The organism is Candidatus Methanoplasma termitum (genome assembly GCF_000800805.1).
GTDB lineage: Archaea > Thermoplasmatota > Thermoplasmata > Methanomassiliicoccales > Methanomethylophilaceae > Methanoplasma > Methanoplasma termitum.
In genome coordinates this window covers 763977-790490 of the sequence record NZ_CP010070.1, presented here as the reverse complement: position 1 = coordinate 790490, position 26514 = coordinate 763977, and the positions used below count along the sequence as shown (strand labels likewise).

The following is a 26514-nucleotide window of genomic DNA, read 5'->3' as shown; positions in this document are numbered from 1 at the left end:
TTAATATGAACTGGAGAAGAAAATTTATGGCAGCGAATACGACGATTAAAGAGAAAGTCCAAATAATTGCACTTGAAATTTTAGCTGAACATCAAGAGGGCGTAAGATATTCAGAGCTGCGTAGAGAAATTTTAGAAAAAGACAGCTCGCTGAGTCAAAACACAGTAGGACACTTAATACGAAAATTGCCCGACGACTTACCCGATGAAGTCTATAAACCCGACCGAGGATTGTTCCGCCTAACAAAATTCAAAGAAGACACAGATGGTCAAGAAACTCAGCAAGGAATAAAAAACACTATTAAAAAAATAGACGAAGAATCATTCTACAAACCCTTTGCAGAGTATCTCACAGAAGATCTCGAAGAATGTACGAAAGCCATTCCTCTGGGGGGAAATATCTTTCAGGATAAATGGGGAACGCCCGATGTTATCGGAGTACGGAAATCCAGGGAAAGTGCCGTCATCAAATTCCCAACGGAGATAGTGGTTGCAGAAATAAAAACAGACTCCAATGGACTTATCACGGCGTTCGGGCAAGCCTGTGCATACAGTATCTTTTCCCACAAAGCATATATTGTTGTACCAAACGACTCGCGAGAAGAAGACGTCTCAAGGCTAGACACACTATGTATGCACTTTGGTTTAGGGTTAATCCTTTTTAACTGTCATTCTCCAGAAGATCCAGATTTTCAAATAAGAGTAAGGGCGATAAAGCACGATCCAGATATGTTCTGGGTTAATAAAAATTTAAAAATAATTGAAGATAAACTGTTCTGAATGTAACTAATGGGGAAAAAGAGATGATTACAGGTGAGCTAAAAAATAAAGTGGATAAACTTTGGGAGATGTTCTGGACAGGCGGATTAACAAACCCGCTTGATGTCATTGAGCAGATAACATATCTGATGTTTATTCACGATTTAGACAAGATGGATAACGATAGAAAAAAGGATAGTAGGATGCTTGATTTGCAATATGAAAGTATTTTCGCTCAGAAAAATCATCTTAAATGGTCATCTTTGCGAGACAAATCCGCAGAAGAAATGTACCAAATAGTAATCGGAGAAGTTTTCCCATTCATAAAGATACTACACATGGATGGGGAAAGCACGTATTCAAAATATATGGGCGATGCTATTTTTAAAATCCCCACACCCCAGCTGTTGGAGAAGATTGTAACAGCGCTAGATGAGGTTTATTGTTTAATTGAAAGGCAACCCGATAATAAAGACATACGGGGCGATGTGTATGAATATATGCTATCTAAACTTACAACAGCAGGTACAAATGGGCAGTTTAGGACTCCGCGCCACATCATTCGTATGATGGTGGAGTTACTCGATTTGCGTCCAGGCGATTTAATTTGTGATCCGGCATGTGGTACGAGCGGGTTTTTGGTTGCTTCTGGTGAGTACCTCAAAGAGAAGTATTTAGAAGAGATATTTTACGATGAAAAAATAATGAAACACTATAATAATGTCATGTTTACAGGCTATGATATGGATCGAACAATGCTTCGTATCGGATCCATGAATATGATGACCCATGGCATTCAGAATCCGCGCATTGTGTACAAAGATAGCCTTTCCGATCAGAATGAAGATAATAGTGTCTACACGAAGATACTCACAAATCCTCCATTCAAGGGGAGTTTGGATAATGATATCGTCTCGCCCACACTGACAAAGATTGTCAAGACAAAAAAGACTGAGTTGCTTTTTTTGGCTTTATTCGTTCGTATGTTGAAAAATGGCGGTCGCTGCGCCTCAATTGTCCCAAGTGGCGTATCGAGTAACAGCAATGACAAAGCTTACTTAAACATACGTAAAGAAATCGTTGAGAATCATCGGCTAGAAGCCATAATTTCTATGCCTGCTGGTGTTTTCAAACCGTATGCAGGCGTTTCTACAGCAATAATAATCTTTACTAAAACGGGCGCAGGAGGCACCGACAAAGTATGGTTTTATGATATGCAATCAGATGGATATAGTCTAGATGACAAACGCACACCTTTGGAAAAAAGTGACATAGCAGACATAACATTACGGTTCAAAAATCTCGCTGAGGAAAATAGTCGCGAGCGCACGGAACAGAGCTTTTTGGTACCAAAGGCTGAAATCGTTGAGAAAAAATATAGTCTATCTTTCAGCCATTATAAACAAAGCGTCTATGTAGAAAAAAACTATCCCCATCCACGCGTAATAATATCTGAGATAAAAGAAATAGAAAATGAACTGATCAATGGGCTACTGGAACTGGAGAAGCGCATAGATGGATAAACTTAAAGACAACATACTGGCACTCGAATCAGGTAGTCGTGAAAAAGGCGGTGCGGTAGACAGTGGCATCCCAAGTATAGGCGGCGAACATCTTAACAGTAATGGAGGATTCATATTATCTCCAGAAAAATTGAAGTTCGTTTCCGAAGAGCATTATAAAAATATGAAAAAAGGCAGAATAAGGCCCAACGATATACTTATAGTAAAAGATGGAGCGACGACAGGAAAGGTTAGTTTTGTAGATTCAAGCTTTCCGTTCTCAGAAGCTGCAATAAATGAACATATTTTCTTAATTCGCACAAAACCTCAACTGCTTCCTAAATATCTGTTCTATTTCTTTTTTTCAGATAGAGGGCAGAGGCAAATAATGAAAGATTATAGGGGAGCAACAATAGGAGGAATTTCCAGAGGATTTATCAATATGGATATTTCCCTGCCATCTTTGTCTGATCAAGAAAAAATTATCGATGTACTAGACTACACTAGCATGCTTATTGAAAAACGTAGAGTGCAGATTGAGAAACTAGAGCTGCTCGTCAAATCGCAATTTATCGAGATGTTCGGTGACCCGGTGACGAATGGTAAAGGATGGCCAACAAAGCCAATAAAAGGCTTTGCGATGGTTAGAATCGGGCCGTTTGGAAGTCTGCTTCATGCAGAGGATTATGTCGAAAATGGTATTCCATTGGTGAATCCTTCACATATAATCGATGGCGAAATAGTGCCAGACATGAAGCTAACATTACCCCTCGAAAAATATGACTCCTTATCAGCTTACGCTATGCAAATTGGCGATGTTGTTCTCGGACGCAGGGGTGAGATCGGTAGATGTGCAGTTGTTGATAATGGCAAGTATTTATGCGGTACAGGCAGTATGTTCATCAGAATTGAACACGATTATCTATCGGTAATGCTCCAACATTTAATATCATCAGAAGCAATGCGGCAAGTTTTGGAAAATAAAGCTGTTGGTACGACAATGATGAACTTGAACGCTGGAACGATTGCAAATTTAGACGTTTTCATGCCCCCGCTTGATCTCCAATACCGCTTCGCAGACTTTGTCAAACAAGTCGATAAATCAAAATTTTGAATGTAAGCCGTGTATTGAATGGAGAAATACTTTAACGAAGAGATGTAATACACAATGAGGCGGACGAACAATCGTGACTAATTTCGATTTTCTTGCAAAGGATTCACAATTTATTTCATTTGCAGATTCGGCTATGCAGGCTGAGAAAGCATTAGCCATAAGTCCTGCGCACTGCGCTGCATCATGCCGCAAAGCATTGGAAGATGCGCTTAAATGGATGTATAGTGCTGATAAGTCCCTTCCTGAGCCTTACAGCGATCATTTAACCGCTCTGATTGGAAATGAGTGCTTCCGAGAAATTCTGCCCAAAGAGTTGTTCTCGAAAATTGACTATATTCGAAAGCTTGGTGACATTGCGATTCATGGATCAAAGAGCATAACTATAGATAAAGCAATATTGTCGTTAGAGGGTTTGCACAGTTTCCTGAATTTCATATGTTTCTGCTATGGCATAGATTGTAAAGGAACGGATTTTGATAGGTCTCAATTGACTAGTGAAAATAAAAATGACTCAACAATGTCGATACAATCACTTGTCGATTCTTCTATTGACTTTAAAGCGTTGCTTGAAGAAAACAGGAACAAACGCGAAAGGTTTTCGGATAAACGAATCAGCCGACTTAAAAATGGATATGAGGTAAAACCCTCAGAGTACTCTGAGGATCAAACACGTGAAGTATATATTGACACAATGTTAAACGATGCAGGGTGGCAAGGTTGGTCTGTAGGGTACCCAATTGATGAGATGCCAAACAAGTCTGGATGCGGTTTTGCAGATTATGTGTTGTTTGGCGATGATGGGTCGCCTCTTGCAGTAATCGAGGCCAAACGCACAAGCAGAGACGTCGCAATCGGTCGTCAACAGGCAGTATTATATGCCAATTTTCTTGAGAAGAAATTCGGGCGCCGCCCAATGATTTTTTTAACAAATGGTTATGAAACACGTTTCTGGGATGATAGACATTATCCAGAACGACCAGTATCGGGGATTTTTTCCAAGCGGGATCTTCTGAAAGAATTTAACAAAATGGAGAATCGAAAACCACTAAGAGACATAAAAATCAATGATGAAATTACTAACAGATACTATCAAAAAGAAGCAATTCTCTCGGTATGTGAGGCTCTCAATCGCAATCGCCGTAAAGCGTTACTTGTAATGGCAACCGGGAGCGGTAAAACGCGTACTATCATTTCTCTGGTAGATGTACTAATTCGCAATGGCTGGATAAAGAATGTATTGTTCCTGGCCGATCGATCAGCTCTTGTAATACAGGCATTCAAAGCATTCAACGACCACGCTCCGAATCTTTCCCTGTGTAACTTAACGAAAAATAAAGAAGGAGCTTCCAATCGCGTAATACTCTCCACTTATCAAACGATGATAAATTGCATTGACAACACTTATGATGAGAAAGGAAATCGCCTATACACGCCGGGGCACTTCGATCTAATTATTGTGGATGAAGCACACAGAAGCATTTATAGAAGGTATAAAGACATCTTCACCTATTTCGATGCGTTACTTGTTGGAATGACCGCCACACCGAAAGACGATATCGACAAGAACACTTATGAGATATTCGATCTTGAGATTGGCGTTCCAACATATGGTTACGAGTTGTCACAAGCAGTAAAGGACAGAAAGTTAGTAGATTATTTGTCCATTGAAACAGAACTAAAACTACTGAAAACCGGCATTGTTTATGATGATCTGCCAGATGATGAAAAAGAAGAATATGAGGAAACTTTTTCTGATGAGGATGGTAATATGCCGGAGTTAATTAACTCTGAGGAATTAAATGTAAAACTTTTCAACTACGATACGATCAAACAAGTACTTCACTATTTGATGGATAAGGGACAACGCGTGGACTATGGTACAAAAATTGGTAAGACTATAATTTTTGCTAAGAACCACAATCATGCAGAAGAGATTGTTGAAGTGTGGGGCAAAGAATTTCCAGAACTTCCACAACATTATTGTCGTGTTATTGATAATCAAGTTAACTATGTGGAGAAGCTCATCGAAGATTTTTCCGACTCGAAAAAATACCCTCAGATTGCTGTATCGGTTGATATGCTCGATACAGGCATAGATATACCAGAGATTCTCAATTTAGTTTTCTTCAAAAAAGTGTTCAGTCGCGCAAAATTCTGGCAGATGATAGGTCGAGGAACAAGGCTTTGTCCGGAGCTGATTGATGGTCAGGACAAGGACTGTTTTTATATTTTTGATTTCTGCGAGAATTTTGCATTTTTCAGGACAGATGCAAGAGGCAGAGAAGTGGGAACAACAGCCACATTACAAGAGAAGTTATTCAACACCAAAGTTGAAATTATATATCGTTTACAAGACCTTGTTTTCCAAACAGACGAACTCAAGAATTATCGTAATGAACTAGTAGCGAGCTTATTATCACAAATTGACTCACTGAATCGAGATAGTTTTGCTGTTAAGCTTCATTGGAGCGTTATTGATAGATATCAGGACAACTGTGATTTCGATATTCTAACATATGGGGATACATTGGAAATAGCAGAGCACATCGCACCACTAATTCCTCCAAGTAATGAGGACGTTTCCGCACAACGGTTTGACATGTTGCTGTATCAAATAGAGCACGCAATAATTGCAGGAAGGTCAGGTCAGAGAGCAAAGAATGATCTATACAAAAAAACACTTGAATTATCACATTACGCTACTGTGCCAGATATTATTGCTCAAAGAGAAATAATTGAGCAAATATTACACAATGATTATCTCGAAAGAGCGGGGATAACCGATTATGAAGAAATAAGGCTCAAGCTTCGAGACCTTATCAAATACATACCGGATAGAGAGCGTGTTCGATATGACACGAACTTTACTGATGATATAATGTCTGAGACTTGGAATGCGTCGGAGCTAGATAGTGAGGATCTTGCCAATTATAAGAAAAAGATTGAGCATTATATCAAACAGCATCAGGACATACCTGTCATCAAGAAACTCAAGGACAATATGCCTTTGACTTCAGCTGATATGGAGGCACTAGAAGGCATTCTCTGGAAAAACCTTGGAACTAAAGAACAATACGAAACACAGTATGGCATGCCACTTGGGGAGTTAGTCCGTTCAATTGTTGGGCTAAGCCTTCAAGCAGCGAACGAAGCGTTTTCAAAATTTCTAAATGATGTTAATTTGAACGAACGTCAAAGACATTTTGTAAAGCAGATAATAAACTACATCTGTAAAAACGGTATGATGAAAGATAATTCTGTATTGACGAGGAGTCCCTTTACAGATATGGGTAGAGTAAGTGAGATTTTCACAATGGATTCTTTAGTCTTAAAAGAAATACGGGCAACGATCGAAGAGATCAATAGGAATGCAGTTTTGGCATGATTAGTTGCAAATCTTTTTTGCTCTTGCAAACGAGATTGGAGCAGATTGAAATGTTATTTCTGCATTCATGTATTTTGGATGAATAATCGAACATTTTGGAACAAAAGTTCGTTCATTTTTTAAACTATGACCTCTTGAAGGTTAATTAACCATAATTATTAAACGTCTAAGGACATTATTCATTCATGGTACGCGATTCAAATAATATGTTGGATCCAAGGAAAGAAAAGGAACGCTTCGAGGTTGCAGCGTTATTTGATATTTGCAGTCTCGATTCCACATATCCCCTAGATTTTATCAAGCATGAACGCCCAGACTGGGTAAATGGAAGAATTGGATTAGAGATCACAAAAGCAATGCCATCTGATAGTTTTCAATTCTATAACATCGACTTGTATAAAATGACTTTAAAAGAAATTGCAGAGTTGTCCTTTGAATATGAAGGCTATATCACACTAAGATATGTTGGTGGTGAATATGATGGTAAATTATTCCATTATTACGTACAAAACAGGTCTATAGTTACACTTCGAGAAACCGGCCCCGTAACAATTCAATATGATTGGTTGTCAAATGAAGGAAAGAATGCAATTAATACTTCAATCCCAGTTGGCACAAAAAGTGGCAGGGACAGAGGGTGCGACAATCCTTTCAAAGCTTTCAATGACGCTTACATACAATTTCATGAAAAATTAGAAAAGCTTAATGAACTCCCATATACGACTCGTTCAGAGAATCATTTATGTCTATTTTCTGGACGATACACGGTCTTGCGTGAAAAAAATATTTATGCCCTCATGGAAAACTTCAACAGAGATCAGGCACAAAGAGAAAAAAGATTTGATGTTGTATTTCTTCGTGTGGCAAATTATCTTCTAAAATATGACTTAAACAATAAAATTGTGTGCTATTTTGAAGAATATTCTGGGTTTGATTGGTTCTCTTTTAAGGAAAAAATATGCAATGGTCAAACGGGGAGTAAAAACTTTAGGGAGATCGTTGGAGTTGTACCAGATCGATGTTGTGAGAAGGGCATTATTGGGAAGGATGACCCCATTCCTCCAGATTTGAAATTTTTATTTCAAAAATAATGAAATATGCAGCGTTGGACTTACATCATTAATGGTTAGCAGAATGGGGGTTTTTCCTGAATCTATTGTGTAGAAAGCACGATGTGTGCGTTCCGAAAGAGAATGGTTCAAAAATGAAGATTCGCCAGGGCTCTATGTTTCTCTGTTTCTTTCCAAAAGTTGAATCCAGGCCAACTATGTAATGCCCTATTCCTTCTTCGAGCAAAGCAACAGTTTCTAAAAATAATTCATTACTAATTTTTGACCAGTATTCACGCAGGGCGAGGTTCTCTTTTTCTGTCAACCTGACTTTGACAGTAGCTCCGCTGCCTGAGCTGATGTTTATTTGAGTATTGCCAAGATCCTCTTATCCGCTTCCATAAGGTCCTCATCATCTTCGTCTATGTGTCCGGCCATTTTACGTTCCATTGTAGCCCGGCTATTCGAATACGGTTCCCCATTTATTGAAGAAATATAGAAAGTAGTTTCCGGGCGGGTTATGTTTATCAGGTTATTAAATTCCTTTACGAAATCATCAAGCTGAAATATTATTCCGTCCGAAGAGAAAAAGTCAATATCGCAACCATTCTTTGTTCTTGTGATCTCAATTGGACAATCGTGCTTGACCCATGCTTTAAAAGTATCGCTGTTCTTCCCAACCAGATCCATAAACGGAACATCGGGGGCATATTCCTTTTTGAACACGATGTTTAACCTTTCTCTTTTAAAGAGGATTTTCTTCACCGAATCATCAACCCATTCCAATTTGAAGCGGTCCGGTCGTTGCGGCCTTACGTCCTGCACAACATCATCTGCACAAGTGAGCTTCATCAGAACCTTATCATGGTTCATATGGAAATTGAAAGAAACTATGAGTTATTTATCAATTTTGTTTATTGAGCCCCCCATTCAACATCGTGAATTTGGGATCAATTAGAATATCATTTATTGCAATATATGACATACAGAACATGACGGAATGAAGAGGGTCCATCTGTTCAACTATGAAAAAAACAAAAGGAGGTTGAAGAGAAGTGAGTTCAACCGCCGTGATTCGAACCCCAGTTGACAATTTTTGAAGAGAGACCTTGCTCCGTGACTTAGTCTGTACACATTATTCCTATGGAAAATGTGTGAAAACTGTCATTTATTCCTATGGAAAATGTGGGCCAGCAAAAAAACAGCATACACGGAGCAGAGCATGAGAGCGCAGCCGCAGGGATTCGAACCCGTTCTTGATCGGTATCTATCCATTTGCGCAACATAGGCCCGTTCAGATCCGCCGAAAGAAAAGGCATCTGCTCAGGATGAGGTGCGTGAAAGCTCACATTTAACTTTTATAAAGATTTATAAGGTATTATCTGATTACATCTTATAACATCAAATAATATCATATAAATCGATATAAACGGAGATAAGCATATGCTCAGGAAAGACAATCCGTATTCGCCCGGTGCCGGCAGAAAGCCCGTGGCCTTGGTTGGCCGTGATGTTCAGATCGAAACATGGCAGGCCGAACTCGAACGCATAGAAAAAGGACTCGATTCCAGACCTCTTGTTCTTTACGGACTCAGAGGTATAGGAAAAACGGTCTTGTTGGGGAAACTACACGAATCGGCTATAGAAAAAGGATGGCTTTCCATCAGGATCGAAGCGAATTTAACGAAAAGCCTGCGTGAGCTTGTCAGTTCCGAACTTGAAGAAAGACTCACGGAAATAATCTCGCCAAGTCCCGGGAAGAAATTGCTGAAGGCCCTGAAGACCGTCACGTCCTTCCGCGCAGGTATAGGGCTGCCCGGATTGTTCTCCTTCGGAATAGATCTCAGCGGAGTACAGGGATCTGCGGCGGACACAGGAAATACGACAGGAGATATACAGAGACTGTTCAAGGATCTGTCCGACGCATGTGCCGAGAAAAATACGGGGGTGTCTCTTTTGATAGATGAGGCGCAGGATCTGTCGGAAAGCGATCTGGCGGCAGTCAGCGAGTTGGCGCATCGCGCCTCTCAGGACGGGTGGTGCTTTGTCTTGAGTCTTGCCGGATTACCCACTCTTCCGGGGCTTCTTTCAAAAGCAAAGAGTTATTCCGAAAGACTCTATAATTTTCATCGATTGGAACCTCTTTCCGAATCAGACGCATATCTCGCTCTGACGGAACCCGCAAAACAGAACGGGGTCGAATGGCAGAAGAAGGCCGCAATGAGAGTGATCGAATTATCTGTAGGCTATCCATACTTCCTTCAAGAATACGGGTCTGAATGCTGGCTTGCGGCAGAAAGATCGCCGATAGATCGCGGAGCGGTCGAAAAAGCAGAACCTCTCGTGCGTGAGCACCTCGATGCCGGATTCTTTGTCGCAAGATGGGATCGAACAACAAATGCACAGAAAGAGTATCTTTGGGCGATGGCATCAGCCGGCACCAAGGAGATATCAACAAAACAAATATCGGAATCATTACAGATGCCCACTACCGCACTGAGCAGCAGACGTTCGGAATTAATAAAGAAGGGTCTGATCTATGCACCGAAGCAGGGGACTGTCGCATTCACTGTCCCATTGATGGACGATTTCATCAAAAGACAGACCGAATGGGGAAACGATCAGTGATCGAAAGGCGATATACGGAGGGTTGAACACGCAGGTCGCACATGTCCGAGCATCTTGCTATGAGAGCATGAGTGCAACCGCCGGGATTCGAACCCGGGTGACAAGCTTGGAAGGCTTGAATCCTAACCAACTAGATTACAGTTGCAGTGAAGTTCCCCTATTTTGTAATTGATATATAACAGTAATGCTGGTGTAAGAAAAAAATAGGTTTTTTCGGCAGAAAGAATCACATTTATCTATTCTGGCGGGGATACTGGTACATGGTGCACGAGCCTGTCTTCAGGGATGGATCCGAAGTCGATCTGTGGAGGAAGCTCACTTCCGGAAAAGACATTGCATCAAGAAAAAGCGATCATTATGTTCAGTTGGCAGGCGTCGTCACAAAACGAGAGGGGCCGACAAGCTCTGCGATATTATCTCTCCTTATAAGAAAGCTGCATGAGACACAAAGCAGCAACCTGGATGCGCTCATCTCGCAACTGGTATCAAAAAGCAGACCCAACGACAGCGTCCCCGCACTGACGGCGGCGCTGATCTATGCCGATCTCGGAAGGCCGGATAAATCCGAGGAGATGATAGGTCTTGTAAAACACGCTCAGAACACACCGATGCTCAGCTGTGTAAGAGCGAGGATCGCAATGGATGCCGGTGACACCGCCAAGGCAAGGAAAGAATTGATAGCGGCAAGATGCAGCGACCCCACATATCCGATGTTCTATGACCTCATCCAAAGGATAGAACCTGCGGAAGGATGGATGTACAGACAGAACATCGAATTGTTGGTCAGGGGAGGCAAGCAGATCCCGTTCGGAGATAACACGGGAAGCAGCCCGGTGCAGAAACTTTACGAGATATACAAAGAGTGGTACACCGGGAACAGGGACGGTGCGACAAAGGCCATGATAGACTCCGAAGAATATTCGAAAAAGAATTCGGAGTATGTCCTGGCTTCGGCAAGGATGTCAATGGACGAAGGAGACTGGCATTCCGCACAGATGATGTACTCTTCTCTTTTGGAGAAGAGTTCAAACTGCGTATACATAATCTGTGAAACAGCAAATGCATTCTATTTTGGGGAGAACTACGAGAAGGCATTGTCGCTTTACAGAGATGCGGACGCTCTCGATCCCGCTTCTCCCGCTGTTATGAGGGGGCTTATCCAAACATATTCCGCAATGGACAGGAGAACAGAGGCCTCGCAATTTGTGAAAGAGTACCTGGACAGCGAGAGCGCAGATCGGGAGGCACACATCTTCGGGGCGAGGATGATGCTGTCAAATGCTTTCTATGCAGATGCCGGAGCGATCGCAGATGACATAATGACATCTTACCCCGACGATCCGGATGCACTTATAATAAAATCGGAATCTCAGTTCCAGACGGGGAATTTCAACTCCGCACTCAAAACCATTTCTTACGGGGTCGACAGGAACCCCGAAAATGCCGATATGAGGGTCCAAAAGGCAAAGATACTGCTGAAAACAGGTAAATCCGATAAGGCAGTTGCCGAGCTGGAGAGAGCAGGATCGATCGATCCCGGAAACAAGGAGGTCATCCTTCTGATGAACGACATCTCCCGCTCGGGCAAACGCAGCGAGGACGCGGCAAAACCCGGCCGCAGGATCTTTAAGACAGGTCCCGGCGGCGCCGAGACAAAGAACACGACCTCAAAAGCCGATATCGCTTCGGACCGCAAAGTGACGTATGCCGAATACATGGATATCCTGGCGACCGATAAAAGGGTAGAGAATTTCATCAACATCCTTTTCTCGTTGATGAACGAAAGCAGATACGCCGAGGTCGTGCAGATGTTCGGCGATAAGCAGAGGGATTACGGAAATTATCCCCTGGTCAGACGGCTGAAAGGGAACGCCGAATATGCGACGGGCAATTATAGATCGGCATCCGCTTCGTTCGCATCCGCTTTGGATGTGGATCCGAAGGATCCGGTCATCTGGCACTCTAAAGGGATGGCCGACGAGGCCATGGGCGACCTCAAGAATTCCGAGGAGGCGTACAACAGAGCGATACTCCTGAATATGAACGAACCCGAATACTGGATATCGCGTTCCTCGGTACTTGAAAAGAAGAACGATCTTTCCGGTGCCGTCGACGCACTGAACAGGGTCATCGAGCTTAGACCCGCCGACATATATGCGCTTGTGAAAAAGGGAATGATATTCGCGGAGATGGGAAGATACGAGGAAGCTATGTACTTCATGAACATGGCGGCCATCACCGAACCCGATAACATCGATGTGTTCAGGATCCAATGCGACATCGCAACGGCATTCAACGATTTTGACAAAGCGGAAGAGGCTGCGATGAGGATGACCGAACTGGACCCGAATAATGATGAGGGCATCATCGCGGCCGCAAGGATACTCATCGCTCGCGGAAAAGGCGACGAAGCCGTCAAAATGATCGACGCCGCACTTCAAAGGGATCAAAACTCGATCCCCATTCTGATAGCGAAAAAAGAACATCTTATTTCAACGGGCGACAACAAAGCGGTCATCGCAGTATGCAAACGTATCCTTTCGATACAGCCCGACAATTCTATCGTAAAGAAAGATCTTGCCGCAGCATATGCCGAGGCAGGCGATCTGAATGCGGCTAACAGACTTTATTCCGAGATAGAAGTGCCCAAAGACACGGTTGTGCAATCCAAACCCCCTGTTCAAAATGTACAGAAACAAAAAGTTCAGGAAATTATAAAAAGACAGGCGGAAAGAGTTCTCAGGCGCGCGTACATTACTAAACTCCCCCTGAGCGATCCTGATCTGATCTCTCCGCTGGGTCTTGACGATGATACTGCCTATGCAGTGTTGGGGTACCTGTCCGATATGTCGGAATATGGGAGTATAACTCCCGGTACGCCCGAGTTCGAAAGGATGGAAAAGTTATCTTTTAACGCAATAACGAAAGGTAATTGCGCCGGGCTGGAAGAAGACCCGATCATATCCATACCATGCGCATTCGTTGCGGGAGGTGCGAGGGATGCTGACGAAGCAAAACTGTTAGTCGCATACATTTACAAAGTGTTGACATCAAAGAAATCAACGGAAATGTTATCCGCAGAAATGAAAAAGCTAGCGGAATCCACTCCCAAGGGAACAAAGATAGAGGAAATAATGCAGAAGCAAAAGATCGGGATCTATCAGGCGAAGATGATCAAAGGCAAGATCTGATCAATATTTTTCCATTTCGGATTTCATGAACTCTCTCATTAGGCAGGTGGCATAGTTCCCCTTCGGGAGGGAGAAATTCATTTCGTATCCCTCGTCCAAGATCCTGTGGGACAGGTCGGAAACGGGACACAGGACCTCTCTGCGGCTTCCCTTTGAGCTGCAGTGACTAAGGCCCGGCACAATGAAATCCTTTGCAGATATTCTTTCCGCTTTTATTATGGAATTCTCGATATCGCCCATCTCTCCGTCGGAGATGACGCTGTCTGAACCGTAAAGGGAAATGGTAACGAATGCTCTTTTTGACCTTATCTGTCTGGACACGAGATCTATGTTGCTTGACGTCGTCACAATGGGATTCTCGTGCTGCGGTATCCTGTTCGCATCCAATGGTATGATGACGTCCCCCAATATCGGTGAGTCGAGAGGGATGCCCCTTCTCATGCGTTCGCTCAGCATTTTATTGAAAAGATATGACTGATAAGCGTGAACGAACATCATCTGCAAGTTCCTGGGAAGCATTTCGATGGCTCCTTTCCAGTCGCCGGGGGAAGAGATAATGTGTTCCACCAATATCTTCTCGAAAGATAGGGAATCGGGCATTTCTTTCACGGCTTCAGACCAGTTGTCATCCTCCGCCAGCATTTTTCTCACATTTGCGGAGTCTTCGCTCTCGAACATCGCGGGATCGGAGACATAGCATCTGACCGCACCTTCCAGGTCCCCCCTGATGATGTATTCTCCCACTTTATGTGTGATCGGTCTTACCACTCCGAACCTTTGTACTCCGAAGTAATTCGGGAATCCCCCGACCTTTTTTATCGCTGAGGAAACAGACTCTATCGTCTCCGGGATGTCATCCTTCTGCATGTTGCACTCTCTCACCCTGATGCTGAAAATATTCCCCTTAAGGTCGCCGATCTGTATCCCCCTCCTCGCTGTGTACAGATTCCTGATCTCGACATCTTTGAGTTCGATCCGGTTCATAAGATCGGCAGGGCATTCGAAGGACATCAGCTGCGTTGTGACGGCCCTTTTATCCTTTGTGCCCGCAAACCCCACTCTTTCACGGGAAATACCTAAATTCTTGGACAGCAGCCTTACAAGACGGTTTGTCTCCCAATTCCTTGTGGTCACTTCGGCGATAACGAATCTGCCGTTCTGAACAACTTCCGGTTTATCGAATATCTCTGATACGATAAAATCTTCAGGTTCTTTTTTCAGACGTCCGCCGGTACCATCGGCGCCGCTGAGATAGAACGACATGCCTACATCCGCTTCTGCGGTGCGGCATTCCTTGTATCCCAAGCTCATTGCTTTACCGTTGAGAAGTAGGCCGACACGTTCTTGGATGCTTTTTTGATCGCATCTTCGGGTTTTCCTTTGTGGACCTCTACATAAAGCATGGCGTCGGTCAATTCCGGATGCTCGTTGATGTATCTTACGATTGCAACATTCTTGTCATCGTTCAGGGTCTTCATAAGGGGTTCGAGCACGGTCGGGTCATATCCTTTGAATCCGAGGGTTATCGATTTGCCGGTTTTTTCGACGGTATAGGCATCCATGCGCTATGATTAGAGTGCAAATAATAAAGCTTTCGTAAAGATCATGCTTTGTTCTGAGCCTGCATCTCGAACATGCTGATTATCTCGTTTACGGTAGTGCACTCTTCAGGCCCTTTGTCTTCCCTTACGCGTCCGGTAAAACGAGGGAATCTCAGACCAAGACCCGCATTGTCCTTCATGATACTTTTTGCTGCCGTGTGTATCGGGCTCAAACTGATCTCCGCAGCCACCACTTCCAATATGACCGTGGGGAGGAACCACACATCGGGTATCATTTCGGCATCGACCGTACTCGGGTGAGTTTCGCTGAGGTACTCGTCAAGCATATCCGGCATACCCGCAAGGAATGCATCATCAAAACCGGTCCCGAGTTTGCAGACGGTGCAGTATTTTCCGGATTCATCGTCAAATGCCGCCATCAACAGAGCACCGTATTTGCCGGCTCTTTTCCCTCTTCCGTGGAATGCTCCCACCACAACGAGATCGAACGAATCTGTGAGTGCCTCTTCGTAATCCTTCTTGTATTTTATCCAAAGGAAACCTCTCGAACCGGCCCTGTAAACAGACTCCTGGGACAATGACTTTGCCATTATCCCCTCGCACTTCTTTCCCAGCGCACGGTTGAAGAAATCCTCGCCCTCTTCCGGGCTGTTCACCACTTCCATTGTGGTCAGTTGTATCATGTCGGAAAGGCCGAATGTTTCGTTCAATTTCGATCTTCTCTCACCGAGAGGCCGGAGGGTCATATCCTCATCGTCAACAGACAGAATATCGAACATGAATATCTTCACCGGGTAATCCTCAACAGCCTGATCCATTCCGTGCTTCTTTCTGCGGTGCGTAACATTCTGGAAGGGAAGCATGTTCCCGTCTTTGTCTATCGCAACGCATTCTCCCTCGATGATCGCTCTTTCCGCTCTGCATTGTTTTCTGAGCTCCGCCGCGATATCGGGGAAGTTCGAGGTCATATCCTCTAAACGTCTGGAATATAACTTCACGGAATCCCTATCTATATGCGCCTGCACCCTTATCCCATCATATTTGAACTCCATTGCGCACCTTCCGCCCATGCGGTCCATGATGAGAGAGATGGAAGGCAGACGTTCGGCCAGCATGACCTTTATCGGATTGCCGACCGTGACCTTCATTTTTTTGACGGCCTCAACGCCGCCTATAGCCAGCGTCTCTGCCACAAAGCCCAGGTCGCATGTGATGTTGAATCCCCTCTCTATATCCGGTCGGTCCTCTTTTGTACCGAAAGCCTCAGCCAAGGCATCAAGTATGGTCATCGACCCGGCACCTATCCTCATCCTTCCGGTGACGATGCGGCACAGATACCTTGCTTCGACGGGATTGGAATCCATCAGAAGGTTAGACAACAACTTCATTTTCTTATCTTGAGAATCTCTTCCTTCTGCGCTTTCGATCATAGTGAGGTTCTTGAGAACTTTTTCAAGGGTAAGAGGCTCGGAGAACAGCGATGCTTGTTTTCTGTTCTTCATCAGGGTCTCTGCGATCTTCCCGGGGTCCCCCTCCTTCTTCCAGAGTTCATCCATCTTACTTTCGGAAACGCCGGCCGTGAATGATATCGCCCGCAGAACAAGCTTATCCGCCATCCCCAATTCCGCGTTATAGAAATCAGGGTGGAGTCTTCCCTGTGAAAGATAAACTATCTTCCTTAACGAACCGGGGTCAAGTCCTTTGAAGAAATCCGAGAAGATGGACGTCATCTCGAGGCGGCTGCTCGTCCCCTCTAATCTGTCGAACACATCTGCGATATCGGAATACAGCATATGCCCACCTATATCTTAGGCCTATTTAGAAATCTCCCAGTTTCCACTGCCCTTCTTTTCTTAAATAGGAGAGTTCTTTGTTCAGTTTATCCAGTCTTGAACGCATTTGGTCCTCTTTTTTCTTACTTGAATTCTCAAAGACCTCATCCATGGTGCCTTTGGCTATAAGGACGAACACCTCTCCGTCGTTCTTCCTTCCGGTGCGTCCGCGTCTCTGTATCGTTCTTATTTCCGAAGGTACGGGCTCATAGAATATCACCGCATTCGTGCTGGCAACATCCAGTCCCTCCTCTCCCACCGAAGTGGCGACGATAACATTCTTCGCGCCGGTCCTGAATTCATCTAATATCCCGATCTGCTCTTTCTGCCGCAGACCTCCGTTGGACTGGCCGATGAGTTTGCCTACCTTTGCTACCTCTATGCCTGAGAGTTTCTCGATCAGAACATCGCAGGTATCGCGGTATTGCGTGAAGACCATTACCTTTGATGAGGTATCGGAATTCAGGATCTGGCTCACAAGGCTCATCAATTTTGAGACCTTGGGATGTTCGATCTTGCTCTCTGACGCCATGTTCCAGACCTCAAGATATTCCTTTCTCGCAACGAGTTCTTTGCCGCCCTTGTTCCCCTTCGGCGCAAGGGCATCCTCGTTCAGTTTGGCCATATAGAGGCGGAGAGGACTCATCCCCTGGGTCTCCGCAAGCTCTATGGCATGCAGTATCTTCATGCAGATCGACTGTACGGTAAGTCCGCGGTAGAGCGTAATGGAACGTTCCCCCCTCCTCAATCTTTTTTGGACGCTTTCCCCGATCATGAGCATATGGGTCCTCGAAGGAGGCCAGTTCTCTTTTACCAGTCTTAGGTCCTTCAGTTCTTTGAAATAATAGTCAAGAAGGGCTTTCCAAACATCGATAATGTCCAGAAGTTCTTTCGGCAGGTTCACTTCTATCTTTTTGACATACGTGTCGTGTATGTAAGGCGCGACATCCGGGTCTTCTTCGGTCCTGATCTCTATACGCACGAACCTGAGGTTCCTGCAGACCTCTTCCACTTTTTTTATGTCGCTTCCGGGAGATGCCGTGAGGCCCATGGATATGCTCTTCTCGGTGCAGTGTGCCGCAACTGTGACGTATGCGTAGTTCCCTGTGCCTCTGTGAGCTTCGTCGTAGATCACCAGACCGAAATCATCCATGTCGTACATCCCATTCTCCAGATCGTTGGCGATGCATTGCGGGGTCGAGACGATAAGTTCGTTGCTCTCAACGATCTTCTGTCTCGTTTCCGCTTTCATAAGGCCGTTCATTATTCCTATCTTCGTGTCTACAAGAAGTTCCGAGAAAACAGAGGTGTGCTGGTCGACCAACGGTTTCGTAGGGGCCATCAAAAGGACCTTTTTACTCTCGCTCAGGACAACCGCCGTTGTGTAAAGGGCTATTATCGTCTTTCCGAGACCGGTAGGCAATACGACCAGAGTGTCCGTATTTAGACAATCCTTTGCCAGGGTCATCTGGTACTTTCTTTCTTCCACTTTATCGGGAACGATCTTCGGATGTGAGATATAGCCCATGCTGAACCTTATCTATGGTGATAGAATAAAAAGTTGTTTGGGGGGTGGCCGAAAGTACCCGAAAGTACGAAAATGAGTTTACGGGGTAAGTCTGCTGATGTCTCTGGGGAACAAGATAGCTTCCCTGACGTTCGGAAGGTCCAAGATCTTCGTTACCAAACGGTCGACTCCGATGCCCCATCCGCCGTGCGGCGGCATACCGTACTTGAAAGCATCGAGATAGGACCCGAAGTCTTCCGGTCTCAGGCCCTTCTTCTCCATCCTTCTGACGAGTTCCGGGTATCTGTGCTCTCTTTGTCCTCCGGAAGATATCTCTTGACCTTTGTAATCGAGATCGAATGAGAAAGATAATGCGGTCCCGTCCTTTTCCATTATGTAGAATGGCTTCGCTTCCTCGGGATATTCGATGATGAAGTAAAGTTCGTTGCCTTTCTCGGCCATTATGTCGCCGATTATCTTCTCTCCCTCGGTCCCAAGATCGTCGCCGTCCTTAAGGGGAAGGCCGTGCTCAATGACCATCTTCAGGCATTCTGTATAGGTGAGGAGGGGATACGGTCTTTTCGGAACATCTATCTCTTTTCCCAGTATGTCCAAATACTTCTTACCTCTGATCTTCAGATTGACGAGGACATGGTCGACGATCTTCTCTATCATCGCCATTATGTCCTCTTCGCGGTCGATCCAGGCCATCTCCCCATCGAACGACAGGAACTCTGTCACGTGGCGGTTCGTGTTCGAATGTTCAGCTCTGAATGCGGGGCCCAATTCGAAGACCCTGTCAAGGCCGGTGGACATCAGCATTTGTTTGTATAATTGGGGGCTCTGTGCCAGATACGCAGGTTTTCCGAAATAGTCAACGCTGAACAATGTCGCTCCGCCCTCCGCTCCTGAAGCCCCTATTTTCGGGGTGTTGATGTTCACGAATCCGTTCTCTCTCATCGCTTCCGAGATGAGCTCGATCACCAACGATCGGATCTCGAAGACAGCTCTTATCTCAGGTTTCCTGAGGTCCATGAACCTGTTGTTGAGGCGGGTATCCATTTCTACGTTGACCTTATCGATAACTCCCATCGGAAGCGGAACGCCTGCCTCGCTGTAAAGTATGAACGATGAGGGTATGAGCTCAACGCCTATAGTGGTCTGATTGCTCTCTTTCACCTCTCCGGTAACTGCGATCACAGATTCCCTGGGTAATCTGGTCAGTGAATTGAAAAGTTCAGGTTCGATCTTCTTCTTGGGCATAGTTATCTGAAGGGTGCCGTGACGGTCCCTCAACGTGATAAAAGATATGCCGCCAAGGTTCCTGGTATCCTGGACCCATCCTTTCACGGTCACGATCCCGTCTTCTTTGCTGATATTCCCGGAGTCTCTGATAGAGGTCATTTGAAACATGCCTGATTAGACCTGCATATAATAAATAACTTTATGTACGGCATCGCAGCCCCCGCTTCGAATCGGCGTTGTTAATCTATAGAAAGGCGTCCTTATCGACATGCCTCAGAGACAGGCGTTTATGTCGGCCTTTCTTATTAGATAAACATTATTATAAATGGCAATCTTTACACTCTATAAGAGAAGAGATATGGTGAAGCCATGGTTAAAGAGAAAGTCACAGTGTCAGTCATAAAAGCGGATGTTGGATCGGTCGTCGGACATTCGAGGCCGCATCCCTCTATGATGCAGGCTGCAAAGAAAATTCTTACTGAAAAACAGAAACAAGGTGTCCTTGAAGATTTCTATGTAACACGGGTCGGAGATGATATCAATCTCTTCATGACCCACTATAAAGGCGAGAACAACAAAGAGATACACGGTGCGGCATGGGATTGTTTCCAGGAAGCAACGAAGATCGCCAAATCCATGAAACTCTACGCCGCAGGCCAAGACATACTGACTGACGCATTCTCGGGAAATGTAAAGGGTGCGGGCCCCGGGTCCGCAGAGATGACATTCGAAGAGAGGGGCTCAGAACCTATGCTTTTCTTCATGGCAGACAAAACAGAACCGTCCGCATATTCTCCGATACTGTCCAGGATCTATCTGGATCCCTTCACGACCACAGGATTGGTCGTAGACGCAAGAGCGAAGAAAGGATTCGACGTTGAGATACATGATGTTCTGGATCACAAAAAGGTCGTGATGTCATCACCGGAAGAGACGCTTAATATACTCGCTCTTCTCGGGGACACCTCAAGATATGCGATAAAGAGGGTCTCTTCAAGGGCCGGCATCGGCCCCGCATGTGTCGTCTCAACGGACAAACTCAACATGACCGCAGGGAAATACGTCGGGAAGGACGACCCGGTCTGCATCTGCAGGAGCCAAAGCGGTCTTCCCTCCGTCGGAGAGTATACTCAGCCGTTCCTCATGACGTCCTGGATCGCCGGCGGATGGATGAGAGGCTCCCACTACGGAACATTCTACCCATGCTCTCCGGAGGATTCCGATCCGACATACTTCGACGGACCTCCGAGAATATGCTGTCTCGGATTTCAGCTCAACAACGGCAAACTCCAGGGACTCGAGCCTCTCAACACAAAGGGAGGGGACCACATACCGGTCGACTTCTTCGGGAACCCGACATTCGACTCCGCACGTGCGAATGCTATCAAAACAAGCAAATTCCTCAGGACACAGGGTCCGTTCACACCTTCGATACTGCCCGCGGAAGAAATGGAATACACGTCCAGGCCGGAAGTTATCAAAGAGCTTAAGTCAAGGTTCGAGAGCGTCGACGAGAAGCCCGTGAAGTCCGTCACAAAGAAAAAGAAAGATGTCGAATGAAAAAAGAGAAGAGGTTTGATAAACTTGATGAAAAGGATATCCAAACCGGCCATCGTGGTGAACTTTAAGGCATATGGGGAGGTCGAGAAAGAGGGCGCAATGGAGCTCGCAAGGGCGTGCGAATCTGTTTCTGAAGAGACCGGGATCGCGATATCTATCTGTCCTCCAACGGTCGATCTCAGCTACATAGCCAGAACAGTCTCGATACCGGTACTGTCACAGAATGTCGATCCCCGCGCACCAGGCTCTGCTACAGGGTGGATCACGCCCTCCATGGTAAAGGGCTGCGGCGCCGTAGGCACATTGATAAACCATTCGGAACACAAGGTGGCAAAGAATCAGATCGGCGAGTGTGTCGAGCTTTCGAAAGGCGTCAAACTGGTCACCATAGTGTGTGCGGATAATGTTCAGGCGGCAACACAGGTCGCGGAGTTCAGACCCGACTTCGTTGCGGTCGAACCTCCGGAGCTTATCGGAGGGAATATTTCCGTTACATCAGCCAACCCGAGAATAATCGAGGAGACCGTCGATGCCGTGAAAGGGGTGAACGGTTCGATAGCGGTACTCTGCGGTGCGGGCATCAAGACAGGCGAAGATGTTCTGAAAGCGATCGAGCTCGGAACATCCGGCGTGCTTCTCGCTTCGGGAGTGGTCAAAGCAAAAGATCCGAGGGTCGCTCTGATGGATCTTGTGAAACATCTCTGAAATGGGAACGTAGTATAACTGTACGGTCCCCCTTCTTTATATTCTCTGTCCGTAGGACGGGTCATGCGAAGAACATCAATCGTGATTTTTCTATCCCTGATCATCATATTTCCTGTGATGGCGTCCGGGGATTCTTCGTCCGAAACGGCGGAGAAGGTGCTGCTGTATGAGATCAATCCCTTTGGTAACTATGAAGGATTATCGTTATTCAATTACGGCGATGGGGATGTGGATCTGAAAGGGTGGTCGATATCGGACGGAGAAGGTACGCTCACTTTCATAAGCGGGATCAAGATAGCATCCGGCGCAAGGCTGACACTCGTAAAGGCCGTCGGCGCAGACGATTGGTTCTCAGGAAGAGGCAACACAACAACGTTCGGCGATGAACGGATCCAAAAGAAAGGCAGTTTCATACTTGCGAATACGGGAGACGACATATCGCTGTATCGTAACGGTATCCTTCGGGATGCGGTCTGCTACGGCGAGAAGCATATGGAAATAGGTTGGTCGGGGGATCCGGTCCCTCTTCCTACAAATAAATATGTACTCAGAATAGGCTCGAACGATACTGATACAGCAGCAGACTGGATATACACAAAACCGGGTCTGACGAATCATTCCTTCGACCCGGAGCTGTACTTTGATTCTGTTGTTTCTCCGTTCAGTTTCCCCGAATCTCAGGGCACTCCGATTTTCAAAGAGATCGAGAATGCCGATCGAGAGATACTTATAGCAAACTACCTGTTGACAAACGTAAATCTGGTCGCGTTGCTTTGCGGGTTGTCGGCGAAAGGAGTGAAGGTCCGCATCCTCCTGGACGGTGCGCCGCTCGGAAACGACATCAGCACAGAGCTCACACTGATGAGATCGTTGGTCGACGCCGGGGCCGAGGTGTATCTGATCGACGACCCCGTCGCCGGGAACTATGAACGCTATGCCTATTTTCATAATAAGTATGCTGTCATCGACGGAAAGAAAGTGATCGTGACATCAGAGAACTGGACGGCCGGGAACCTTAGCGAGAACTGTTCGAACCGCGGATGGGGGGCCGCAATCGAAAGCGGCGAGCTTTCAGAGTATATGAGGGATGTGTTCTTCAGCGACATGAATCTCGAATTTGGGGACGTCCGTCCGCTTTTGCAATGCTACCCGGGTCTCAAACCCTATGCCGGTACGTTGACATACAGTGCACCGGAGCAATGCGAGATAATGAGATATGAGGCAAAGGTCATGCCGATAATCTCCCCCGATTACTCTCTGACGGCAATGAGATATTTCATTGAGAATGCAGGATCGAGAGTTTACTCAGAGCAGATGGACCTCGGAAGCTCTTTCTGCACGATAGATGACCGATCGCCGGTCGGATGGTTGTCAGCCGCCGCGGAAAGAGGGGTCGATGCAAGGTTCATTCTCGATGCATCCGCCAAAAGCAGGGATGAAATCATAAATATGATAAATAGCACGACAGGAACCAAAGCGATATCTATAGCCGGCAAAGAGGAGTTCTCACTGATCCATAACAAAGGGGTGATAATCGACGACAAAGTGTGGGTAGGTTCAGTGAACTGGACGGAAAGCTCGTTCCAGAATAACAGGGAGTTCGCGGTCGTTATCGATTCCCCCGAAGTGACCGATTTCTTTGCAGGATTGTTCATAGACGATTGGGGGGTTAACGAGCACACTGTCGCCGAAATAGGTCTGGAGATCACAATTGATACGTTTGAGATCGATGGGGATCGGATATATGTCTTTACGGTCTCGGGCCCTGAGGATTCCGCTTACACTTGGGATGTACTCGGGGACGGCACACTGAGGACCTCACCAATCAATAAGATAGTCTGCAAAGGCCTTCACGAAGGTGTTCACACGGTCAGAGTGTCAATGGACGGAACAGGTTACACTGCCGTCTGTGATTATGCGGTAGAGCCCATCGCGATGCCGTCTTCCGAGAACAAAGTCAACTGGATACCGGTAGCGGCGGGAGTTGCCGCCATTGCCGGTGTCGGGGCGGTGATCAGGAGGAGGAATAATAATCCATGAAAGACAATACGCCGCTGTGTTGATAAGACAGATGCAGGTCTCGGACATTGAAGGGGCGTACGAGATACTATGCTCTTCACTTGACGAGATATTTGTCAAAGAAGTGTTCTTTCTCTTCATCACCGGGTGGCCGTCAGGACAGCTGGTCGCTGTGAACGAATTCGGAGACATTGCGGGGTTCCTGTCAGGGGCAAGGCTCACAACAGACAAATCGACCATATCGCTTTTTGCCGTCGATCCGAGATATAGGAAGAAAGGCGTCGGAAGAAGACTGATGGAGGAGTTCAGGATCCGCAGCATGATGGACGGCAGACACAACATACAGTTGGAATTAAGGGATTCGAACAAGATCGCAGCCGAATTCTATAAGAAAATGGGATTTGTTCCCATTGAGTACTTGGAAAATTTTTACAACGACGGCGGGAACGCCGTCAGGATGATATGCAGTGTTTACAGATCATGACCTCTTCATATCGTCGATGGATTCCAGGAACAATCTGGATCTGAATCCGCCGCGTTCTACGGCCTTCTCATCCTTAAGGTATTCCAGTTCTCTGAATCCGCCGCCGAGTATCTCGGCTATCGAGCATATCACCTGCAGAATGTCGGCCAGCTCGTCAAGGTCCCCTGATTCCTGATATTCTGCCACTTCTTCGAGCAATTTTTCATTAAGCGCTTCAAGGAACTCATCATCATCAAGTATCCTGAAATTCGGCATCTCTCCGTTCTCCATAATGAAGCTTGGTATTTTGTCCCTGACAAGCTTGTTCACGGTTCTTGTAGCCATGCCCTTGTATCGATTGAAGGGTTTGAAAAATCTTTGTATCCTATCTGCCGAATGAGCATGTATTCACCCATGCACGTTGCGTTGAGAACAGACTATGAAAAAGAGGACGATCGATATGACCGGTGATCAGTTGAACATCTGGTCGTCGAGATGTTCGTTCTCGAAGTAGTACTGTGACTTTTCTTTTTGCGCACCGGAAACGTCCTTCGAAACACCCTTCATGTATGAGCCGTATCTCTCTTTGATCTGATCCTCAACGGGTCTGGACCTCTTTCTGGCCTCTCTGATCATGTTTGCGGTTATCAGCGGTGCGTTCTCCATAACAGCGATATCTCCTGCCGCTCTGATCAAGCCTCCGAGTTCCCTCAGCCGTAATGTGAGCGCGTTGGGCTGGTTGTCGGATTTGGCACGGTGTCTGCCTTCTGCGATGATGGCCTCCACCGCTTCGATGGTGGCATGAGGGATGTGTCCGTCCATGAGAACCTCTTGAGCGACGAATTGTGCATATTTGGCGCGGTTGCGCGGGTTGTCGGGCATTGCGGTGTCGACCAGTATCTCATATCCTCCGCCGATTATCCTGGACCTCAATGGTGAGAGTATGTTCTCCAGGTCCTGAATGTTGCATGCGGCGACAAGAATGAAATCGCACGGGACATCTTCCACCTTGACGCTTGCGCCTGCTGATTGAGGGTTATGTCCTACGATGGGGAATTTCTTCTCCTGCATTGCCGTCAGGATGTATCTCTGCAGATTACCGAGATGTGAGATCTCATCAATAAAAAGGATCCCCTCGTGAGCTTCGTGAATGGATCCCGCGGTCACCCTTTCATAAGCCGGGCTGCCGAGTTTCTCATGGCCTCCGTACGGATCATGTCTGACGTCCCCGAGAAGTTCGGTCTCGGATGCGCCGGTCGCAAGTACAAAGGGATTCCTGTTAAGCTTCACCAGAACCTTCTGGTTGGATTTCTTGTTAAGCTGGTTCCTCTTTTCGAGGGCTTTGCTGTCCAGCTGCCTTATGCGGTCCCCCGCACGCTCGAAGATGATCATCTCCTCGGTCCCGTCCGGAAGAGTTCTTGTGGTGTGTACGCGCTCCCTTCCGGTGGTGACGCCCTGAGGCATCGCCGCCTCAAGCATTCCGCTCAGCAGATCGCCGAACGGGTTGGAGTTGGGACCGGTATCCATCTTGCTCTTGCTGCAGAAAGGACACGTGGTGTCGGCGGGAAGGGAATATTTCCCGCAGTTCTTGCACAGATATCCCAATCTTTCTGCGATGTTCCTCTGAACATCCTCCGGTCTCAGAAGCTTACCGACGGATTCCGCTCTTATGCTGTCCTCGTCGTTCACCTGGCTTTCGTCAAGCACCTCTAAAAAAGGTCTTTCAGGATTCTCAGGATTCTTGACGATCCTGATCTCCTCTTTTGGTTTGGGAAGGTTCATGGAAAGGGCGCGGGCGATCATGGACTTTCCGGTACCGGGAGGACCCACCAGAAGAAGATGTCTGCGTTGGATCGCAGCGATCTTCGCAAGGTGTATCGCCTCTTCCTGACCGAGGACGCGGTCAAGGGGGTCGGAGGGGATGATAATATCTCCCGTGCTTTCGACCCCTTTGATCTCTTCCCATGAATCAGCCGCTTTTTTGCCCTTCATGT

At 46.1% G+C, this 26514-nt stretch carries 19 protein-coding genes and 1 tRNA gene; 11 read left to right on the top strand and 9 right to left on the bottom strand.

The window, feature by feature from the left end:
* Nucleotides 1–5: 5 nt before the first annotated feature.
* The 5 genes from Mpt1_RS03700 (at nucleotide 6) to Mpt1_RS03675 (ending at nucleotide 7850) form a co-directional block, all read left to right on the top strand.
* Complete coding sequence (locus tag Mpt1_RS03700) at nucleotides 6–779, top strand: hypothetical protein (protein ID WP_148305820.1); 774 nt, start codon at nucleotides 6–8, stop codon at nucleotides 777–779.
* A gap of 23 nt (nucleotides 780–802) precedes the next feature.
* Nucleotides 803–2281, top strand: a complete 1479-nt coding sequence (locus Mpt1_RS03695) for a class I SAM-dependent DNA methyltransferase (protein WP_048112290.1) — start codon at nucleotides 803–805, stop codon at nucleotides 2279–2281.
* A complete protein-coding gene (locus Mpt1_RS07290; protein WP_052399278.1) occupies nucleotides 2274–3374 on the top strand; it encodes a restriction endonuclease subunit S in 1101 nt (366 codons plus the stop codon). Before Mpt1_RS03695 ends, Mpt1_RS07290 begins: the two co-directional genes overlap by 8 nt.
* Nucleotides 3375–3447: 73 nt before the next feature.
* Nucleotides 3448–6759: a DEAD/DEAH box helicase family protein gene (locus tag Mpt1_RS03680; RefSeq protein ID WP_048112289.1), complete on the top strand. Its 3312-nt coding sequence runs from the start codon at nucleotides 3448–3450 to the stop codon at nucleotides 6757–6759.
* Between the two features lie 185 nt (nucleotides 6760–6944).
* The gene (locus tag Mpt1_RS03675) at nucleotides 6945–7850 is read left to right on the top strand and encodes a hypothetical protein (protein ID WP_148305819.1); all 906 of its coding nucleotides are present in this window, start codon (nucleotides 6945–6947) and stop codon (nucleotides 7848–7850) included.
* A 321-nt stretch (nucleotides 7851–8171) separates the two neighbouring features.
* Here the strand turns inward: Mpt1_RS03675 and Mpt1_RS03670 are convergent, their stop codons facing one another.
* A complete protein-coding gene (locus Mpt1_RS03670; RefSeq protein ID WP_048112284.1) occupies nucleotides 8172–8681 on the bottom strand; it encodes a hypothetical protein in 510 nt (169 codons plus the stop codon).
* A 570-nt stretch (nucleotides 8682–9251) separates the two neighbouring features.
* Between Mpt1_RS03670 and Mpt1_RS03665 the strand changes: the two genes are divergently transcribed.
* On the top strand, nucleotides 9252–10436 hold the full coding sequence (locus Mpt1_RS03665) for an ATP-binding protein (protein WP_048112282.1): 1185 nt from the start codon (nucleotides 9252–9254) through the stop codon (nucleotides 10434–10436).
* 72 nt (nucleotides 10437–10508) lie between these two features.
* On the opposite strand, the gene Mpt1_RS03660 is transcribed toward Mpt1_RS03665, so the two are convergent.
* Nucleotides 10509–10581 (bottom strand) — tRNA-Gly (locus Mpt1_RS03660).
* A 115-nt stretch (nucleotides 10582–10696) separates the two neighbouring features.
* On the opposite strand from Mpt1_RS03660, the gene Mpt1_RS03655 reads away from it, so the two are divergent.
* A complete protein-coding gene (locus Mpt1_RS03655; RefSeq protein ID WP_048112280.1) occupies nucleotides 10697–13627 on the top strand; it encodes a tetratricopeptide repeat protein in 2931 nt (976 codons plus the stop codon).
* Here the strand turns inward: Mpt1_RS03655 and truD are convergent, their stop codons facing one another.
* The 5 genes from truD to aspS all read right to left on the bottom strand — a co-directional run bounded on the left by truD (nucleotide 13628) and on the right by aspS (nucleotide 19932).
* Entirely contained in the window at nucleotides 13628–14938 is a 1311-nt protein-coding gene (gene truD / locus Mpt1_RS03650) for a tRNA pseudouridine(13) synthase TruD (RefSeq protein ID WP_048112278.1), read from the bottom strand.
* Nucleotides 14935–15189, bottom strand: a complete 255-nt coding sequence (locus tag Mpt1_RS03645; RefSeq protein WP_048112272.1) for an RpoL/Rpb11 RNA polymerase subunit family protein — start codon at nucleotides 15187–15189, stop codon at nucleotides 14935–14937. The genes truD and Mpt1_RS03645 overlap by 4 nt, the downstream gene beginning before the upstream one ends.
* Before the next feature lie 41 nt (nucleotides 15190–15230).
* Complete coding sequence (locus Mpt1_RS03640) at nucleotides 15231–16982, bottom strand: ATP-dependent DNA ligase (RefSeq protein ID WP_048112270.1); 1752 nt, start codon at nucleotides 16980–16982, stop codon at nucleotides 15231–15233.
* A gap of 25 nt (nucleotides 16983–17007) precedes the next feature.
* Nucleotides 17008–18549 (bottom strand): helicase-related protein, encoded by a 1542-nt coding sequence (locus Mpt1_RS03635; RefSeq protein ID WP_048112268.1) that lies wholly within the window; start codon nucleotides 18547–18549, stop codon nucleotides 17008–17010.
* Nucleotides 18550–18627: 78 nt separating this feature from the next.
* Nucleotides 18628–19932 carry an aspartate--tRNA(Asn) ligase gene (gene aspS, locus Mpt1_RS03630; protein ID WP_048112266.1) on the bottom strand — a complete coding sequence of 435 codons (1305 nt, stop codon included), beginning with the start codon at nucleotides 19930–19932 and terminating at the stop codon, nucleotides 18628–18630.
* A 210-nt stretch (nucleotides 19933–20142) separates the two neighbouring features.
* On the opposite strand from aspS, the gene Mpt1_RS03625 reads away from it, so the two are divergent.
* The 4 genes from Mpt1_RS03625 (at nucleotide 20143) to Mpt1_RS03610 (ending at nucleotide 24541) form a co-directional block, all read left to right on the top strand.
* Nucleotides 20143–21333 (top strand): fructose-1,6-bisphosphatase, encoded by a 1191-nt coding sequence (locus tag Mpt1_RS03625; RefSeq protein ID WP_048112264.1) that lies wholly within the window; start codon nucleotides 20143–20145, stop codon nucleotides 21331–21333.
* A 27-nt stretch (nucleotides 21334–21360) separates the two neighbouring features.
* Nucleotides 21361–22038: a triose-phosphate isomerase gene (gene tpiA / locus Mpt1_RS03620; protein ID WP_048112262.1), complete on the top strand. Its 678-nt coding sequence runs from the start codon at nucleotides 21361–21363 to the stop codon at nucleotides 22036–22038.
* A gap of 117 nt (nucleotides 22039–22155) precedes the next feature.
* Nucleotides 22156–24078, top strand: coding sequence for a phospholipase D-like domain-containing protein (locus tag Mpt1_RS03615; protein ID WP_158386746.1), 1923 nt, complete (start codon nucleotides 22156–22158; stop codon nucleotides 24076–24078).
* A 16-nt stretch (nucleotides 24079–24094) separates the two neighbouring features.
* Complete coding sequence (locus tag Mpt1_RS03610) at nucleotides 24095–24541, top strand: GNAT family N-acetyltransferase (RefSeq protein WP_052399277.1); 447 nt, start codon at nucleotides 24095–24097, stop codon at nucleotides 24539–24541.
* Here the strand turns inward: Mpt1_RS03610 and Mpt1_RS03605 are convergent.
* Together Mpt1_RS03605 and Mpt1_RS03600 are read right to left on the bottom strand one after the other, a co-directional pair.
* Complete coding sequence (locus tag Mpt1_RS03605; protein ID WP_048112257.1) at nucleotides 24536–24865, bottom strand: nucleoside triphosphate pyrophosphohydrolase; 330 nt, start codon at nucleotides 24863–24865, stop codon at nucleotides 24536–24538. The genes Mpt1_RS03610 and Mpt1_RS03605 overlap by 6 nt on opposite strands.
* A 126-nt stretch (nucleotides 24866–24991) precedes the next feature.
* Nucleotides 24992–26512, bottom strand: a complete 1521-nt coding sequence (locus Mpt1_RS03600) for an ATP-binding protein (protein WP_048112256.1) — start codon at nucleotides 26510–26512, stop codon at nucleotides 24992–24994.
* Nucleotides 26513–26514: the final 2 nt, after the last annotated feature.

Excerpts from the sequence above, each read along its gene's own strand:
- Mpt1_RS03645 (WP_048112272.1), bottom strand. The coding sequence starts at position 15,189 with ATGGATGCCTATACCGTCGAAAAAACCGGCAAATCGATAACCCTCGGA.
- aspS (WP_048112266.1), bottom strand. The coding sequence starts at position 19,932 with ATGACCTCTATCAGAGACTCCGGGAATATCAGCAAAGAAGACGGGATC.
- Mpt1_RS07290 (WP_052399278.1), top strand. The coding sequence starts at position 2,274 with ATGGATAAACTTAAAGACAACATACTGGCACTCGAATCAGGTAGTCGT.
- truD (WP_048112278.1), bottom strand. The coding sequence starts at position 14,938 with ATGAGCTTGGGATACAAGGAATGCCGCACCGCAGAAGCGGATGTAGGC.
- Mpt1_RS03675 (WP_148305819.1), top strand. The coding sequence starts at position 6,945 with ATGGTACGCGATTCAAATAATATGTTGGATCCAAGGAAAGAAAAGGAA.
- Mpt1_RS03615 (WP_158386746.1), top strand. The coding sequence starts at position 22,156 with ATGGCGTCCGGGGATTCTTCGTCCGAAACGGCGGAGAAGGTGCTGCTG.
- Mpt1_RS03695 (WP_048112290.1), top strand. The coding sequence starts at position 803 with ATGATTACAGGTGAGCTAAAAAATAAAGTGGATAAACTTTGGGAGATG.
- Mpt1_RS03655 (WP_048112280.1), top strand. The coding sequence starts at position 10,697 with ATGGTGCACGAGCCTGTCTTCAGGGATGGATCCGAAGTCGATCTGTGG.
- Mpt1_RS03665 (WP_048112282.1), top strand. The coding sequence starts at position 9,252 with ATGCTCAGGAAAGACAATCCGTATTCGCCCGGTGCCGGCAGAAAGCCC.
- Mpt1_RS03625 (WP_048112264.1), top strand. The coding sequence starts at position 20,143 with ATGGTTAAAGAGAAAGTCACAGTGTCAGTCATAAAAGCGGATGTTGGA.
- Mpt1_RS03605 (WP_048112257.1), bottom strand. The coding sequence starts at position 24,865 with ATGGCTACAAGAACCGTGAACAAGCTTGTCAGGGACAAAATACCAAGC.
- Mpt1_RS03635 (WP_048112268.1), bottom strand. The coding sequence starts at position 18,549 with ATGGGCTATATCTCACATCCGAAGATCGTTCCCGATAAAGTGGAAGAA.
- Mpt1_RS03700 (WP_148305820.1), top strand. The coding sequence starts at position 6 with ATGAACTGGAGAAGAAAATTTATGGCAGCGAATACGACGATTAAAGAG.
- Mpt1_RS03640 (WP_048112270.1), bottom strand. The coding sequence starts at position 16,982 with ATGCTGTATTCCGATATCGCAGATGTGTTCGACAGATTAGAGGGGACG.
- Mpt1_RS03670 (WP_048112284.1), bottom strand. The coding sequence starts at position 8,681 with ATGAACCATGATAAGGTTCTGATGAAGCTCACTTGTGCAGATGATGTT.
- Mpt1_RS03600 (WP_048112256.1), bottom strand. The coding sequence starts at position 26,512 with ATGAAGGGCAAAAAAGCGGCTGATTCATGGGAAGAGATCAAAGGGGTC.
- tpiA (WP_048112262.1), top strand. The coding sequence starts at position 21,361 with ATGAAAAGGATATCCAAACCGGCCATCGTGGTGAACTTTAAGGCATAT.